12 protein-coding genes, 1 tRNA gene, 1 pseudogene and 1 riboswitch are annotated in these 15,109 nt (G+C 49.7%); of the genes and pseudogenes, 5 read left to right on the plus strand and 9 right to left on the minus strand.

From position 1 onward, the window contains the following. A pseudogene (locus HMPREF2606_RS11120) lies at positions 1–217 on the plus strand (type IV pilin protein); the annotation flags it as partial. A gap of 65 nt (positions 218–282) precedes the next feature. On the opposite strand, the gene HMPREF2606_RS04345 reads toward HMPREF2606_RS11120, so the two are convergent. The 6 genes from HMPREF2606_RS04345 to metK all read right to left on the minus strand — a co-directional run bounded on the left by HMPREF2606_RS04345 (position 283) and on the right by metK (position 6,169). After that, the gene (locus tag HMPREF2606_RS04345; RefSeq protein WP_070713410.1) at positions 283–1,107 is read right to left on the minus strand and encodes an undecaprenyl-diphosphate phosphatase; all 825 of its coding nucleotides are present in this window, start codon (positions 1,105–1,107) and stop codon (positions 283–285) included. A gap of 44 nt (positions 1,108–1,151) precedes the next feature. After that, the gene (locus HMPREF2606_RS04350; RefSeq protein ID WP_070713445.1) at positions 1,152–1,793 is read right to left on the minus strand and encodes a thiol:disulfide interchange protein DsbA/DsbL; all 642 of its coding nucleotides are present in this window, start codon (positions 1,791–1,793) and stop codon (positions 1,152–1,154) included. Positions 1,794–1,804: 11 nt separating this feature from the next. Beyond that, on the minus strand, positions 1,805–2,905 hold the full coding sequence (locus HMPREF2606_RS04355; protein ID WP_070713407.1) for an SPOR domain-containing protein: 1,101 nt from the start codon (positions 2,903–2,905) through the stop codon (positions 1,805–1,807). Positions 2,906–3,059: 154 nt separating this feature from the next. Further along, positions 3,060–4,556, minus strand: coding sequence for a YifB family Mg chelatase-like AAA ATPase (locus HMPREF2606_RS04360; RefSeq protein ID WP_070713402.1), 1,497 nt, complete (start codon positions 4,554–4,556; stop codon positions 3,060–3,062). A 13-nt stretch (positions 4,557–4,569) separates the two neighbouring features. Then, the gene (locus HMPREF2606_RS04365; RefSeq protein WP_049328707.1) at positions 4,570–4,890 is read right to left on the minus strand and encodes an accessory factor UbiK family protein; all 321 of its coding nucleotides are present in this window, start codon (positions 4,888–4,890) and stop codon (positions 4,570–4,572) included. Between the two features lie 109 nt (positions 4,891–4,999). Then, a complete protein-coding gene (gene metK, locus HMPREF2606_RS04370; protein WP_070713398.1) occupies positions 5,000–6,169 on the minus strand; it encodes a methionine adenosyltransferase in 1,170 nt (389 codons plus the stop codon). A gap of 173 nt (positions 6,170–6,342) precedes the next feature. Further along, a riboswitch (SAM-I-IV-variant riboswitch) is annotated at positions 6,343–6,453 on the minus strand. A gap of 108 nt (positions 6,454–6,561) precedes the next feature. Here metK and HMPREF2606_RS04375 point away from each other — a divergent pair. Continuing rightward, entirely contained in the window at positions 6,562–7,443 is an 882-nt protein-coding gene (locus HMPREF2606_RS04375) for a lysophospholipid acyltransferase family protein (protein WP_003745542.1), read from the plus strand. A gap of 48 nt (positions 7,444–7,491) precedes the next feature. Here the strand turns inward: HMPREF2606_RS04375 and HMPREF2606_RS04380 are convergent. Next, positions 7,492–7,568, minus strand: a tRNA-Pro gene (locus tag HMPREF2606_RS04380). A 205-nt stretch (positions 7,569–7,773) separates the two neighbouring features. Here HMPREF2606_RS04380 and recC point away from each other — a divergent pair. Both recC and HMPREF2606_RS04390 read left to right on the plus strand, forming a co-directional pair. Beyond that, positions 7,774–11,073, plus strand: a complete 3,300-nt coding sequence (recC, locus tag HMPREF2606_RS04385) for an exodeoxyribonuclease V subunit gamma (protein WP_070843365.1) — start codon at positions 7,774–7,776, stop codon at positions 11,071–11,073. 3 nt (positions 11,074–11,076) lie between these two features. After that, positions 11,077–11,583, plus strand: coding sequence for a thioredoxin family protein (locus HMPREF2606_RS04390; RefSeq protein ID WP_070843366.1), 507 nt, complete (start codon positions 11,077–11,079; stop codon positions 11,581–11,583). A 114-nt stretch (positions 11,584–11,697) separates the two neighbouring features. Here HMPREF2606_RS04390 and lapB read toward each other — a convergent pair whose 3' ends face one another. Together lapB and HMPREF2606_RS04400 are read right to left on the minus strand one after the other, a co-directional pair. Continuing rightward, positions 11,698–12,867, minus strand: coding sequence for a lipopolysaccharide assembly protein LapB (gene lapB, locus HMPREF2606_RS04395; protein WP_070843367.1), 1,170 nt, complete (start codon positions 12,865–12,867; stop codon positions 11,698–11,700). A 25-nt stretch (positions 12,868–12,892) separates the two neighbouring features. Continuing rightward, positions 12,893–13,216 carry a LapA family protein gene (locus HMPREF2606_RS04400; RefSeq protein ID WP_070843368.1) on the minus strand — a complete coding sequence of 108 codons (324 nt, stop codon included), beginning with the start codon at positions 13,214–13,216 and terminating at the stop codon, positions 12,893–12,895. Between the two features lie 212 nt (positions 13,217–13,428). Here HMPREF2606_RS04400 and ilvE point away from each other — a divergent pair, with 212 nt between their 5' ends. Continuing rightward, the gene (ilvE, locus tag HMPREF2606_RS04405) at positions 13,429–14,427 is read left to right on the plus strand and encodes a branched-chain-amino-acid transaminase (protein WP_070843369.1); all 999 of its coding nucleotides are present in this window, start codon (positions 13,429–13,431) and stop codon (positions 14,425–14,427) included. Positions 14,428–15,109 lie beyond the last annotated feature (682 nt).

Here is a 15,109-nt window from a genome sequence, read left to right on the forward strand (position 1 = left end):
CTGTATCAGGATGAGCGGCCAGGCTAAGGGGATCCTGGAAGGGAAGTTTACCCTGAAGGCGGTGGCTCTGGACAGGGAGGCGGAGCCGAGGGTATTGCGTTTGAACGAGTCGCTGACGGCGGTGGTGTGCGGGAAGATGAAGGTGAAGGGAAGCTGTACGGACGGTGAGGAGATATTTAGGGGTAATGATGCGGAGTGTCGGCCTTTTATGGGGTGACAATCGGAGGGGAAGGGATATAAGAAAGAAAAAAGGGCGTGAGACACGTCCTTTCGGGAGAGGGGTTATTCGCTCCAGCTGACCCAGCCCAGCATCCAAGTAAGGAGAATCAGACCACCAAATACAATACGGTAGTAGGCAAAAGGCACATAGTTTTTACTGGAGACAAATTTCAGCAAAGCTTTTACTGCCAATAAACCGGCGATAAATGCTGCGATAAAGCCGATGGCAATTTGTCCGACATCTTGCAAGGTAAAGAGTTTGTAATTTTTTAAGATGTCGTAACCTGTTGCCGCAATCATCATTGGTACAGCAAGGAAAAATGAAAATTCGGTAGCCGTTTTACGTTCCAGTCCCCACAACATACCTCCCATAATCGTACTGCCTGAACGTGATGTACCAGGGATAAGGGCGCAAATTTGGGCGCATCCTACAACAAATGCGTCGATTGGGCGCATATCATCTACATGATTGACTTTAGGTTTGGCTGTTGCTTGGCGTTTTTCAACCCATAAAATGAAGAAGCCACCCAGTACCAGCATGGTAGCAACGGTAATTGGGTTGAAAAGGTGTAGTTTGATTTGTTTACTGAACAAGAGGCCCACAACCGCAGCTGGTATGAAGGCAATAAATAAATTCAGTACAAAGCGATTGGCTGTTCGTTCTTTACCCAGTCCTTTTATGATATGGGTAAATCGTTGGCGGTATTCAAATACGACGGCTAATACTGCACCGAGTTGGATAGCAATTTCAAATACTTTTCCGTTGCTTTGAAAGTTCATTAAGTCACCGAATACAATCAAGTGACCGGTACTGGAAATAGGGAGAAACTCGGTTAAACCTTCGATAATACCGAGAATAAGTGCTTTAAATAAAATCAGAATGTCCATAAGTTTTCAGACGGCCTTGAGGCCGTCTTTCTTTTGTTGAATAGTTAAATTGGTTTTGAGGATTGTTCGCGGCGGACTTTGACGATGAGCTCGTCTATGGTTTTCATACCGGCTTTCCAGTCGGTACCGTTGAAATTGACTTTGTATTTACCACCGACGATGACAGTTGGTGTGTTTTCAATTCGATAAGTTTCCGTTAATTGCTGCATTTTTGCAGCAGCCGACGCAGCAGCAGGACTATTGTAGGCTTGAAGCAGTTTTTTACTGTCAAAACCGGTCTGTTTACCCACCCATGAGAGGAATACATTGGTATCGGCCAGGTTGATTTTTTGTTCGTAAACTGCTTTGAAGATGACTGGATTGGCTTGATATTTCAAACCTGAAAGATTGACGGCTGCGGCTACTTTGGCCAAACCCAACATTTCAGGCATCCAAACGACGTGCTCTGTCCGTAAGGAAACATCTTTAGCAAAGGTTTTGCTGTGTTGCAACAAAACAGGATCGAGATGGTAACAATGGACGCAGAAGTAGCCGAAAAACTCAAGCACTTCAATTTTTCCGGTTTGTTGCTGCGGAATAGGGTGACTGAGGACAGTATAGTCTACGCCTTCGGTAGCAGCTTGCGCACTCAGACTGAGTAGGCTCAGGCTAAGTGCGGCAATGGTTTGTTTTATACGCTGCTTCATCAGTGATTCCATTATTTGGTAGAACGAATCAAGCTGTTGATATTATGGCCTTGCAGGTTTTTTTGCAGTTTTACAGCAGCTTCTTGCGGCATGGTGTTACTTTGAACTCGGTAAATGGTTTTATCGCCGTTTTGCGATTCAACCACTTTGGAAGACACACCTAAAATAGCCAGTTTTGCACGTTGTGAGTCTGCGCTGGAGCGGTCTGCATATGAACCAAGTTGCAGGAAGGCTTTTTTACCGCTGTTAGCAGCTGTTTCGGCTTTTTCTGTTGACTGTTTACTTACAGAGTTGCTGCTTTCTTTTGTTGCAGAGGTATTTGCAGCTTTACGTGCTTTTTCGATGCTGCCGCTATTGAGGATTTGTTCAGGTGTCGGCTTGTTTTGCTTTTTGGCTTCAGCCGCTTTTTTTTCGGCCAGTTTGCGCTCGGCACGCTCTTTTTGTTTGGCAGTCAGCTGGTCGGCTGCTTTTTTGTCTTTAGCAGCTTTATCGGCAGTTTCTTTTTCCGCTTTGGCTTTTTCTGCACGTTTTTTCTCTAACTCGGTTTTTTTCTCGGCCAGTTTTTTCTTAGCAGCTTCTTTTTCTGCTTCAGCTTTTGCCACTTTTTCTTTGGCTTCGCGTTCAGCTTTATCGGCAGCAGTTTTGTCTGCTCTTTCTTTGGCTTCACGTTCGGCTTGTTCGGCAGCGGCTTTTTCAGCTTTTTCTTTAGATTCGCGTTCGGCTTTATCAGCAGCGACTTTCTCTGCTTTTTCTTTAGCTTCGCGTTCTGCTTGTTCGGCTTTTTCTTGAGCTTCTTTTTCCGCTTGAGCTTTTTCTTCAGCTTCTTTGGCAGCTTTTTCAGCCTCTTCTTTAGCTTTTGCTTCTTTTTCTGCTTTGGCTTTTTCTTCATCTGCTTGGGTAGATGAAGTGTCGGTAGCTGGGCGTTTCTCTGCTTTGTCCTGAGGTTTCAGGATTTCAGGTTCTTCGCTTTGTTTAGGCTGAGTCAGCTCTTTGAAAACGTTTTGGTTGCCTTGGTTCAAGAAGAACAAAATACCGGCAATAATACCTGTTGCCAGTATTAGGCCGAAAAAGAAACCGGACAAGCCTTTACCATATTGTGTAGATTTTTTCATGACTTACCTTGTAATAATGTGTTCAGACGGCCTGAAGTGAGACTGTCTGAGTTTGGATTCGATATTTTATCAATAACCGTTATAGACGGCAAAATCCTGATGCTTTGTTTACTCTAGTTTTACTTAAACATAAAGATTCAGGCCGTCTGACAAGTTAAAGGGCGCGACGGAAGCCGATGGCTTTCATCACATGGGTTTTGCTGACTTCTTCGTCGCCTGCCAAATCGGCCAGCGTACGGGCGACGCGCATGATACGGTGGAAACTTCGGGCGGAAAGGGACAGTTTTTCGAGCATGGTTCCCAAGGCTTCTTGCGCTTCTTTTTGGATGCGGGCTTTGCCATCGAGCTCGCCGACACTCAGTTCTGCATTGACTTTGCCTTGTCGGTTGTATTGGATTTTGCGTGCGGCGGTAACTCGTTCCAATACGGTGGCACTGGATTCGCCTGCTTCTTGTTGCATCAATTCGGCAGCGGAAAGGCTGGGTACTTCGATGGTTAAATCAATACGGTCGAGCAATGGCCCTGAAATTTTGTTGCGGTAGCGGGCAACACTTTCAGGCGTACAGCGGCAAGGTTTGGACGGATGGCCAAGATAGCCGCAAGGGCAGGGATTCATGGCGGCGACAAGTTGGAACTTGGCCGGATAAACTGCTTGGCGTGCGGCGCGGGAAATATGGATTTCGCCATTTTCCAAAGGTTCGCGCAATACTTCTAATACTTTACGGTCAAACTCGGGCAATTCGTCTAAAAACAACACTCCGTGGTGTGCCAATGAAATTTCGCCCGGACGTGGGTCTGAACCGCCACCTACCATGGCAGCCGAGCTGGCGCTGTGATGAGGGCTACGGAAAGGACGGTTGCTGTCAAGTTGCTGTTGATGGTTGGGCAGGAGCGAACGCAATGCCCATACTTCGACCAATTCGTCTTCAGTCAAAGGCGGAAGGATACCGGGCAAACGTTGCGAAAGCATCGATTTGCCCGTACCCGGAGGGCCCATCATCAACAAGCTGTGTCCGCCTGCCGCTGCGATTTCCAAGGCAAGGCGGGCGGTATGCTGGCCTTTAACATCGGCTAAATCAGGAATTTTACTTTGTTCAGACGGCCTTTGCGTCAGCTTGCATTCGGTTTGTATCAACGGTTCGATGCCGTTTAAATGCGCGGCCACTTCGCCCAAAGAACGCGCGCCATAAACCGCGATACCGCGCATAACGGCAGCCTGTTCGGCATTTTCTTGCGGCAAGACGAATGAGCGGCCGGCCTGCATTCCCTGCCATGCCATGGCCAGTGCGCCGCGTACGGGACGCAGCAGGCCGGACAGTGCCAATTCTCCGGCAAATTCATATTGGGCGAGCTTTTCAGGGTTGATTTGTCCCGATGCGGCAAGAATGCCCAAGGCAATCGGCAAATCGAAACGGCCGGATTCTTTTGGGAGGTCGGCCGGTGCGAGGTTGACGGTAATTTTCTTGGCAGGAAAGTCGAAGCCGCTTTGGATGATGGCGGCACGCACACGGTCGCGGCTTTCTTTGACTTCAGTATCAGGCAAACCGACGATATTGAAATGTGGCAAGCCGTTGGCAAGGTGGGCTTCCACTTCGACCAACGGCGCATTCATGCCGCTTAAGGCGCGGCTGTAAACCAAAGCAAGCGACATGTTTCAGACGGCCTTATTCGGCAGCTTCGGTTTGTTGTTTGATTTCTGCAACAGCTTCTTCCGCAGCGGTTTCGGCCGCTTTCAAAGCCGCTTCTTCAGGCTCTTGAGCGGCTTCGAGTTTGGCCAAACGGGCTTCCAATTCGGCCAGTTTGGTACGGGTTTTAATCAAAACCTGTTGTTGGATGTCGAATTCTTCGCGGGTCACCAAATCCATGCGGTTGAACGCGCTGCCGAGCATGGCTTTAACGTTTTTTTCCATGTCTTTGGCAGGGCTGTTGGCGATGGTTTCGCTGATTTTGGAGCTGACTTCTTCAAAAAGTTGTTTGCCGAACATAATCCGTATCCTTTATTCAGAATGTATATAGAAATTCAAGTGGCTATTGTATAAGGAAAAAGGCCGTCTGAAAACGTTTTGCTTTTCAGACGGCCTCAAATGCGGAAGTTTACACGCCTGCGGCTGCTTTTAATGCGGCTGCTTTGTCGGTGCGCTCCCAAGTAAATTCAGGCTCTTCGCGGCCGAAGTGGCCGTAGGCGGCGGATTTTCCGTAAATCGGGCGCAGCAGGTCGAGCATTTGGACGATGCCTTTTGGACGCAGGTCGAAATGTTCGCGAACCAGGGCGATCAGTTTTTCTTCGCTGATTTTGCCGGTGCCGAAAGTATCGATGGAAATCGAAGTCGGTTCGGCAACGCCGATGGCGTAGGAAACTTGGATTTGGCATTGGGTTGCCAAACCGGCGGCTACGATGTTTTTCGCAACATAGCGGCAGGCGTAAGCGGCGGAACGGTCCACTTTGGACGGGTCTTTGCCGGAGAATGCGCCGCCGCCGTGCGGAGCTGCGCCGCCGTAGGTATCAACGATGATTTTACGGCCGGTCAAACCGCAGTCGCCTTGCGGGCCGCCGATAACGAAGCGGCCGGTCGGGTTGATCAGGTATTTGGTTTCGTCGGTCAGCAGTTCAGACGGTAGAACCGGTTTGATGATGTGTTCGATCACGGCGTTTTTCAGCTCTTCGTAACCGATAGACGGATCGTGCTGGGTAGACAGGACGACGGTGTCGATGCGTTTTACTTTGCCGGTTTTGCTGTCGTAAACCACGGTCAGTTGGGCTTTGGCATCAGGGCGCAGCCAAGGCAGGCGGCCGTCTTTGCGCAATTCGCTTTGGCGTTGCATCAGGCGGTGGCTGTAATAGATGGCAAATGGCATTAGGGTAGGGGTTTCGTCGCAGGCATAGCCGAACATTAAACCTTGGTCGCCCGCGCCTTGGTTCAGGTCGATGCCTTCGCCTTCGTTCACGCCTTGAGCGATGTCGGGGGATTGTTGGTCGTAGTACACGCCGACTGCGCAGCCGTTGGCGTCAAAGCCCAGCTCGGAGGAGTTGTAGCCGATGCGTTTGATGGTCTCGCGTGCGACTTTGATGTAGTCCACTTGGGCAGTAGTAGTAATTTCGCCTGCCAATACGCACAAGCCTGTATTGACCAAGGTTTCTGCGGCGACACGCGCTTTTGGGTCTTGCGTCAAGATGGCATCCAAAATCGCATCGGATACTTGGTCGGCAACTTTATCCGGATGGCCTTCGGATACCGATTCGGAAGTAAACAGATATTCGCTCATTGCTATTCTTTCATTAAAAACAGGCTGCTGTGTTTTCAGACGGCCTTTTATTTCGGACAGCGGAAATCATAACAAAAACTCCGCTTTTTCTCTATACAAGTGAGAAACATTCGCACTTGCCTGCTGTTTCGGAATCCTGTTGCGCGTTTCTTACAGGCAAAAAAATTCCCGCATTAAGCGGGTTTGGATTGCTCTGGCGAGCCACATCGGTTTTTCAACCGTCCACCTTACCTTTCCGTTTGAAAAGCAGGTTGGCATGGAATTCCCAACTCTTAATGCAGCGCGGATAGTAGCAGAAAAGCAGGTGTACCGCAATATATTTGCCCGAAGTCTGTTTTGTTCAGACGGCCTGTTTCGTTTACAATCTATCCACTTCATTTTGGTAAACCCTTATGCAAACGCTTGTTACCTTTGTTTTTAAATTTTTGGCCGCGCTGCCTTTGGCTTGGTTGCACAAATTAGGCAACCTGCTCGGCAGTTTGGGTTTCCGCGTGCTGTCGAAAGATCGCCGGCGTGTTTTCGAAAACATGAAACTTGCCGGATTGAACCCGACGGACGAGGCGGTGAAAAAAGTTTTTCGTGAAACGGCAAAAGGCGGCTTGGAATTGCCGGTGGCGTTTTTCAGACGGCCTGAGGAAATTGAAAACCTGTTTGTCAGTGTCAACGGTTGGGAACATGTTCAGACGGCCTTGAGCGCGGGCGAAGGTTTGCTGTTTATCACGCCGCACATCGGCAGCTATGATTTGGCGGGCCGCTACATCAGCCAGCAGCTGCCGTTTCCGCTGACGGCGATGTACAAACCGCCTAAAATCAAGGCTTTTGATGCGGTGATGCAGGCAGGGCGCGTGCGCGGCAAGGGCAAGACTGCGCCGACCAGCATTCAGGGTGTCAAACAAATCATCAAGGCCCTGCGCGGCGGCGAAGCGACCATTGTGTTGCCGGACCATGTACCGTCTCCAGAGGAAGGGGGCGACGGCGTGTGGGTGGACTTTTTCGGCAAACCTGCCTACACCATGACGTTGGCGGGCAAGCTGGCGCAAGTCAAAGGCGTGAAGGCTTTGTTTTTCTGCGGCGAGCGTCTGCCCGACGGGAAAGGTTTTGTCTTGCACATCGAGCCTTTGCGCGGCGAGTTGAACGGCGATAAGGAGAACGATGCGCGCGTGATCAATGAAAATACCGAGTATTGGATACGCCGTTTTCCGGAACAATATTTGTTTATGTACAACCGCTACAAACATCCCGAAGGCGCGCCTTTCCCGCCGCCGGAAGTATAGGCTTGCCGAATGTAAAAAACCTGCTTGGATTCAAGCAGGTTTTGTATTTGGTCGGAATGAGAGGATTCGAACCTCCGACCCCTTCGTCCCGAACGAAGTGCGCTACCGGGCTGCGCTACATTCCGAATGTGGGGAATTATAGGATAGGAGAAGCCGGTTTGTACAGGGGGTCGATAAATAATTAATAATTGGCCGCCGATGGATTTGTTTTGTTTTAGGCCGTCTGAAGCGATGTGTTTCAGACGGCCTGTGTTTTTGTTTGCTGCTTCTGCTGAAGCATTTGTCCTAATGGCATTATAATGTGGGCAATTGTTTTTTAGATTGTCTGCTATGTTTTATCTTTATCAGTCTGACCGTTTGGAAGCGCTTGCCGAAATGTGCGCGCATATTCATCAGGCCTTGCCTTTGGATGCGGTGTTGGCGCAGGAAGAAGTGGTGGTGCAGAGCCAGGGAATGCGGCGGTATCTGAATGTGTTTTTTGCGCGCAAACTCGGCGTGGCGGCGAATTTGAAGTTCAGCCTGCCGGCCGGTTTGGCGTGGCAGCTGATGCGTAAATTGGTTCCCGATGTGCCGCCGCTCAGCCCGTTTTCGCCTGAGGTCATGCGTTGGCGTTTGCTGAATTTGTTCCGCAGCGAAGCGTTTCAGACGGCCCCGGAATACGAAAACGTGCGCCTGAAGCTGGAAAGTTATTTGCACAGCTCGGCATCGGCGGATTATCAGCTTGCCGGACAAATGGCGGATATTTTCGACCAATATTTGGTGTACCGGCCGGATTGGATTGATGCGTGGCAGGCTGGGAAGTTACTGGGTTTGGGCGATGATGAGGATTGGCAGGCGCGGTTGTGGCGTTATTTGGACGATGGCAGCCAATCCGCGCCGCACCGCGTGGCCTTGTGGGAAAAGCTGTTGGCACAGTTGGATAAATCGGTTTTGCCGCAAAGGTTGTTTGTATTCGGCATTTCGACAATGGCGCCGATGTATCTGCAACTGCTGCACCAAATTTCCAAGCATTGCGATGTGTTTGTGTTTGCGCTCAACCCGAGCAGCCAATATTGGGGCGAGGTCATCGACGAGGCGCAGATTTTGAAAAGGGGCGATGAGGCGGATTTGTCGCAGGCAGGGCATCCGCTGTTGGCTTCTTTGGGCAAGCAGGGACGCGATTTCTTTGATTTTCTGTCGGAAGTGGAAACAGAGCAGGATATTCAGGTTTATGAAGAGGGAAAAGACGATACCTTGTTGCATTGCCTGCAAAACGATATCCAAAACTTAATTATGCCGTCTGAACGCTTATACCAACAGGAAGAAGGCGAGGCAGGCGCGCAGCAGGCTTGGGTTCAAGTCCACGATGCGGACGGCAATCCGGTGTGTGTCGAGCCGGACAAGCTGTTGAACGACGGCTCGGTCAAAATCGTCACGGCCCACAGCCCTTTGCGCGAACTGCAGATTTTGAAAGAAGAGCTGTCGCTGGTGTTGCAAAATAATCCCGACTGGCAGCCGCACGATATTGCCGTTTTGACGCCGAACATCGAGCCCTACAGCCCGTTTATCGAAGCTGTTTTTGGACAGGAGCAGGCCGGCAGCCAGGCTTTGCCGTATTCGATTTCGGATGTAAAACTCAGCCGCCGTCAGCCCTTGTTGTATGCTTTGGCGCAAACGTTGGACTTGCTGGAAAGCCGGTTTGAAGTGGACAAGGTTTTACCTTTGCTGGAAAGCCGGTTGGTGCTGCAACGCTTCGGTTTGAGCGAGGAAGATGTGCCGCTGCTGCATGAGGCTGTTGCCGGATTGAATGTGCATTGGGGGTTGGACCAAACCATGCGCGAGGGCAAAGACAACCTCTTTACTTGGCAGCAGGCGGTAGAGCGTTTGGCCTTGGGCTGGATGCTGCCCGAAGGCGGCAACGGCATGTGGCAGGGCGTGAGCGCGTGGCATAGCAATGTCAACCAGTTGGACGTGTTCAGCGGTTTTGCCGAATTTATCCGTACTTTGGCCGATATGGCGGCGCAATGGCAAGAGCCTGCCAATGTGGAAAGCTGGGTGCAGCGTTGTCGCGATTTGTTGGAGAAACTGTTTGCTCCGGATACGGACGACCAATACGCCAAGCAGCAGTTTGAGCAGTCTTTGGCGAAATGGCAGGAAGAGGCGCAGTTGGCCGAATTTGACGGATTGTTGCCGTGTAAAACCGTTATCCGCCATATCCGCCGCTTTTTGGATAGCGAAAGCCAAGCCGGATTTTTGAGCGGCGGCATTACTTTTTGCAGTATGGTGCCGATGCGCAGCCTGCCGTTTAAAATGGTTTGCCTGTTGGGTTTGAATGACGGCGATTTTCCACGCAATACCAAAGCGGCGGTGTTCGATTTGATTGCCAAACATCCGAAAAAAGGCGACCGCGCCCGCCGCGACGACGACCGCTATCTTTTCCTTGAAGCCTTAATCAGCGCACGTGAAATGCTGTATTTGTCTTATATCGGCCGCGATATACGCAATGATGCCGAGTTTGCGCCGTCTTCGTTAATCAGCGAGCTGCTGGATACCATTGCCGCTATGACAGGGAAAAGCGGGCGCGAGTTGTCGGAGAAATGGGTGAAACATCATCCGTTGCAGGCGTTTTCACGCCGTTATTTCCAAAAGGACGCGCTTTCAGACGGCCTCTTCAGTACGCGCCAAGATTATGCCGATGCGTTGAACCAACCGCAAGCGGAAGCGCAGCCGTTTTTCCTTGAGGCTTTAAGTCAGGAAGAGCCGGACAAAACCATTCATCAAGGCGAGCTCGTCAGTTTTTGGCGCAACCCTGTCAAAGTTTGGCTGAAGAAAAATTTAAGCTGGGATCAGCCGTATCTGGATGGTGCATGGGAGTCTGCCGAACCGTTTGAGCCGCAACATGAGGGTCGGATTGCCGATGCCTATTTGGATGCACGACGCAAAGGGGAAGACTTTGAAGATACGGCCATTCGGCTGAATGCCGAAAGCCTGATGCCGGTGGGTGAGTTGGGCGGTTTGTGGCAGAAGCAGTATCAGATATCTGCGAAAAACGTGGATGCCGAGCTGATACGCAGTAACAAAAGGCCGTCTGAACCTTATGAAGAACACTTTGACGATTTGGTTTTACAAGGCACCATCGGCAATCTTTATGAGTGCGGCCGCATTGTGTTCCTAAATCAAAAAGACAATGCGCCCAACCGCATTGCCCGTTTATTGGAGCATTTGATTTTTTGCGCCGTCGCCCCTAAATCCGTTGCAAACCGACAAACCTATATTGTCAGCTTGGGGCAGACCGAAACCTATGCCGCCATCGGGCAAGAGGCCGCGAGAGAGCTTTTGAAAGAATGGTTGGTATATTTCCGAATCGGACAAAATACCCCCTTGCCGTTTTTTGCCAAAACCAGCCTTGCCGCGGCGGAGGAATACAGCAAGAAAGAGGATTGGGATGCTGCCTTGAGAGAAGCCTATAAGGTTTTTAACGGCAATAAAATGAGCAAAGCGCAGAAAGAATATACCGAAGTGAAGTTGGTGTTTGGTCATTCGGATGAATCGCCTCTTGATGAGTCGCTATTTGAAAATCTCGTCGTCAATCTGCTTGTACCGCTTTTGACCGGCGTGGCAGGTAAAACCAATACAACAGAACAGGAGTAAAGCATGGCTACTTATGCAGAATATTTGGATTTTGATACCGAAGAAGATAAATTGAAACAGCAGCAACTATATCAGGCAACCGAGCTGTCGGCGCAAACGGTAGCGGCGGTCAAAAAGATCAGCCGTCCGCAAAACTGGCTGCTTGCCGCTGCGCCATATTGCCCTGATTGCCGCGTGTTTGTGCCGTTTATTCAAAAAATGGCGGAGTTGAATCCCAATATCCGCGTCAACTATATTGCCCGTAACGATTTTGACGACAGCAGCCGTTTTGAGAATCCGCGCCAACAGGAAATCGTCCGCGCCAATCAAAAAATCCCTGCGCTGTTTTTGATGGGTCATGAAGAGGCCGGGCCTGTATTTAACGAGTTTCCGCAAGTGGTGTTGAACCAAATTGCGGCAGATGAAACCCGTCGCACAGAATTGCGCGATGCGTATCGTGCCGGCGAATTTAATGCCGATATTGAGGCTCAGATTGTAGCGGCGTTGGCATGGGCAAGCCAGCGTTGTTGAGCAAATATTGCTGGTGTGTAAGGCTGTATTTTGAACCGCTTTGATATTTTGCTTTTTCATAAAAAGGCCGTCTGAAAAGATTTCAGACGGCCTTTTTTAATGCTTAACGCTCGATTAAATCTCGATTTTATTCGGCGTAAAGGTTTGCCATTTGTTGCAGGCTGGGCAGTGCCAGAAGAAGACTTGGGATTTGAAGTGGCAGTTGCGGCAGCGGTACATGAAGCTTTTTTGCAGCTGGCGGCCGATGATGGAACGAATCATATCGGTATCGGCTTTCCACTCCGGATTCATACTGCTGAGTTTCAAACCAAGCAGGCGGTACACGCCGTTGAGGTCGGGTTTTTGGCGGACGAGTTCGACAGCGATTTGCGCCGCTTCGGTTTCGCCTTTGAGCAGCAGGGCTTTCTCGTAAATGACGTTGATCAGGTCAAGATCGGGAAAGGTCTGCATATAGCCGATAAGGCGGTTGAGGCCTTCTTCCTGTTTGCCTTGCGCGGCATAGGCTTCATAGAGTTTCTCGCCGACCATGCTCAAATAGGCGTGGTTTTGCTGCTCGATGGCGGAATACGCTTCTACGGCGGCAGGGAAGTTGCCCTGACGGTATTCGATGTCGCCGAGAATGATGTTGGCGCGCGTACATTTTTTGTTGGCTTCGAGCGCTTTGCCGATGTTGTAGCGGGCGGCGTCGAAGTTAGATTTGAACAGCGCGGCTTGGGCGATTTCGCAATAGAACTGGGCGATTTCAAACTGGTAGGTTTGTTCGTCATGGCTCAAGAGCTGTGCCATTTCGATGGCCTTTTCCCAGTCGCGGTCTTGTTGGTAAATACTCAAAAGGTGTTGGCGGGCTTCGCGTGCCATATCGCCTTCCTGCAAACCGAGGAAGATTTGTTCGGCACGGTCTACCAAGCCTGCGCTTTGGTAGTTTTGCGCCAATTCAAAAAGCACGCGCGCGCGTTTTTCGTTGACTGTGTCGGGCGAATCAAGCAGGGCGCGGTGCATATTGATGGCTTTGTCGTTTTCGCCGCGTTGGCGGTAGAGCTTGCCTAGGGTCAGGTTTAGGTCGTATGACTGCGGCTGTTGGTCGATCACTTCCGCCAATTCGCGCGCGGCGCGGCCGCTGTTGCGGTCAACGAGGGCATCAAGGCTTTTGTAAAACCCTGCCGGTATGCTTTTGGCCTGTTTCAGGACGGTCTTCATATCGACGCGCGCGGCAAACCAGCCCATAGCGAAGAAAACGGGGAGGAGGACGATGGGCAGTAAGATAACCCACAATTCGTTGTCCATGGTATTCCTTTATTGATTGGTGGCGTTACGCTTTGGGAGTGGCTTCGGAAGTCGTTGCCGGTGTTTCGGTTTTGATCGGAGTCAGGTCTTTTTCGGAAAGGTGGGCATGTTTTTTCACTTCGGCGCGCAGGCGGTTGTTTTCGCTGCGCAGAGACAGCAGACGGCCGAAGAGGGCAAACATACCGAACACGATACCGATAATAAATGCACCGAAAAGCACGACAATCAGCGGCAGATTGATGTTTTGGCCGGGCAGGTAGAAGAAGGATACGGTGTGGGTATTGGTGATGGCCAGCAGGAGGAAAACAAGAAGAATCAGGATTTTGATGATGGTAGAGATGAGTTTCATGGGTTACTCCGGGTTGGCTGCGGTTGGGGCAGGCCGTCTGAAAAATGGTATCAGTTTAAACGATTTGCCGGATTTCGGATAGGACGGCATGTTTCAGACGGCAGGGGGACGGTGTCTTTATGCTGACGGGTACTTGTCAAACCCATATTGAAAGGCGTATTGTTCAGTCTTTAGTTATTATCTTACAAATCAGAATAAGAAAGGCAATCATCATGAGCAGACCAGTTCCAGCCGTATTCGGCAGCGTGTTTCACGCTGAAATGCCCGTTATCGCTTATCGTGAAGGTAAATGGCAGCCGGTAGAATGGCAATCTTCCAAAGACCTGACAATCGCCCCCGGCGCGCATGCCTTGCATTACGGCAGCGAATGTTTTGAGGGCTTGAAGGCATTCCGTCAGGCAAACGGCAAAATCGTGATGTTCCGCCCGACCGCCAATATCGCGCGCATGCAGCAAAGTGCGGATATTCTGCACCTGCCGCGCCCTGAAACTGAGGCTTATTTGGATGCTTTGATTGAATTGGTCAAACGCTCTGCCGAGGAAATTCCTGATGCGCCTGCCGCTTTGTACCTGCGTCCGACTTTGATCGGTACCGATCCTGTGATCGGTAAGGCCGGTTCTCCTTCCGAAACTGCTTTGCTGTACATTCTGGCTTCTCCTGTCGGCGACTATTTCAAAGCCGGTTCGCCCGTTAAAATCTTGGTGGAAACCGAACACATCCGTTGCGCCCCGCACATGGGTCGTGTGAAATGCGGCGGCAACTACGCTTCCGCCATGCCTTGGGTATTGAAAGCCAAAGCAGAGCACGGTGCAAACCAAGTATTGTTCTGCCCGAATGGCGATGTTCAGGAAACCGGCGCGTCTAACTTTATCCTGATTAACGGCGATGAAATCATTACCAAACCGTTGACCGACGAATTCCTGCACGGTGTTACCCGCGATTCCGTACTGACAGTTGCCAAAGATTTGGGCTACACTGTTACCGAGCGCAACTTTACCGTTGATGAGCTGAAAGCAGCTGTGGAAAATGGCGCAGAGGCGATTCTGACCGGTACGGCTGCGGTTATTTCTCCGGTAACTTCTTTCGTGATTGATGGTAAAGAAATTGAAGTGAAGAGCCAAGAGCGCGGTTATGCAATCCGTAAGGCGATTACCGACATCCAATACGGTTTGGCAGAAGACAAACATGGCTGGTTGGTCGAAGTTTGTTAAATAGAACGCATTCAATAAAAAAGGCCGTCTGAAATATTTTTTCAGACGGCCTTTTTTATTGGATTTTAGAGAGGGAAGACAAATAATAAAATGCTAAATTTTACAAACAAACGGTAGCATTTTAAGATAATCGGTATATAATGCGCAATTATGTTGTAAAAACACACATTGAAAATATCGAATTTTATTGATTTTTCGATGAAGTTAAAAACATTTATAGATATTTATTTTGTATATTTTGTAAATTTAGTTAAATGGGGAATGCTAAAAACATATTGTGTTAGAATTCCCCTCCTTTTTGGCTTCGCGGTATTAACTCTGTCACGCCAAAAAGAAAAACAATGCAAGATAAAACCATTTTTATTTTGCTATAAAAATCAAAAATAACTTAACTTTGGATGAACTAATTAATTAAAAAGGGACTCTGATACATTTTCCGTCAAAAATAACCGGACACATGGTACGCGGACAGATTGCCTATAAAAGCCATCCAAGGGTTCTGTCCAAACACCATTACCGTTTTCAATCAGAAAATCGGCAGAAGGGGAAACGCTGCCGAGTTTCTCAAAGTGGCTAGCTTTATACAGGCAATTGCTGTTACGACAGAATCCGTCTTACCTCTTTATTCATCGAACTTTTTTGTTGCACGCTTGTGCGGTGGAAAAGGACGATATTTGATACA

The sequence above is a fragment of the Neisseria sp. HMSC070H10 genome, assembly GCF_001837635.1.
In the GTDB taxonomy this organism is placed as follows: domain Bacteria; phylum Pseudomonadota; class Gammaproteobacteria; order Burkholderiales; family Neisseriaceae; genus Neisseria; species Neisseria subflava_A.

Bases quoted from the DNA above. Each gene is read 5' to 3' on its own strand.
- HMPREF2606_RS04345 (WP_070713410.1), bottom strand. From the start codon at position 1,107: ATGGACATTCTGATTTTATTTAAAGCACTTATTCTCGGTATTATCGAA.
- HMPREF2606_RS04350 (WP_070713445.1), bottom strand. From the start codon at position 1,793: ATGAAGCAGCGTATAAAACAAACCATTGCCGCACTTAGCCTGAGCCTA.
- HMPREF2606_RS04355 (WP_070713407.1), bottom strand. From the start codon at position 2,905: ATGAAAAAATCTACACAATATGGTAAAGGCTTGTCCGGTTTCTTTTTC.
- HMPREF2606_RS04360 (WP_070713402.1), bottom strand. From the start codon at position 4,556: ATGTCGCTTGCTTTGGTTTACAGCCGCGCCTTAAGCGGCATGAATGCG.
- HMPREF2606_RS04365 (WP_049328707.1), bottom strand. From the start codon at position 4,890: ATGTTCGGCAAACAACTTTTTGAAGAAGTCAGCTCCAAAATCAGCGAA.
- metK (WP_070713398.1), bottom strand. From the start codon at position 6,169: ATGAGCGAATATCTGTTTACTTCCGAATCGGTATCCGAAGGCCATCCG.
- HMPREF2606_RS04375 (WP_003745542.1), top strand. From the start codon at position 6,562: ATGCAAACGCTTGTTACCTTTGTTTTTAAATTTTTGGCCGCGCTGCCT.
- recC (WP_070843365.1), top strand. From the start codon at position 7,774: ATGTTTTATCTTTATCAGTCTGACCGTTTGGAAGCGCTTGCCGAAATG.
- HMPREF2606_RS04390 (WP_070843366.1), top strand. From the start codon at position 11,077: ATGGCTACTTATGCAGAATATTTGGATTTTGATACCGAAGAAGATAAA.
- lapB (WP_070843367.1), bottom strand. From the start codon at position 12,867: ATGGACAACGAATTGTGGGTTATCTTACTGCCCATCGTCCTCCTCCCC.
- HMPREF2606_RS04400 (WP_070843368.1), bottom strand. From the start codon at position 13,216: ATGAAACTCATCTCTACCATCATCAAAATCCTGATTCTTCTTGTTTTC.
- ilvE (WP_070843369.1), top strand. From the start codon at position 13,429: ATGAGCAGACCAGTTCCAGCCGTATTCGGCAGCGTGTTTCACGCTGAA.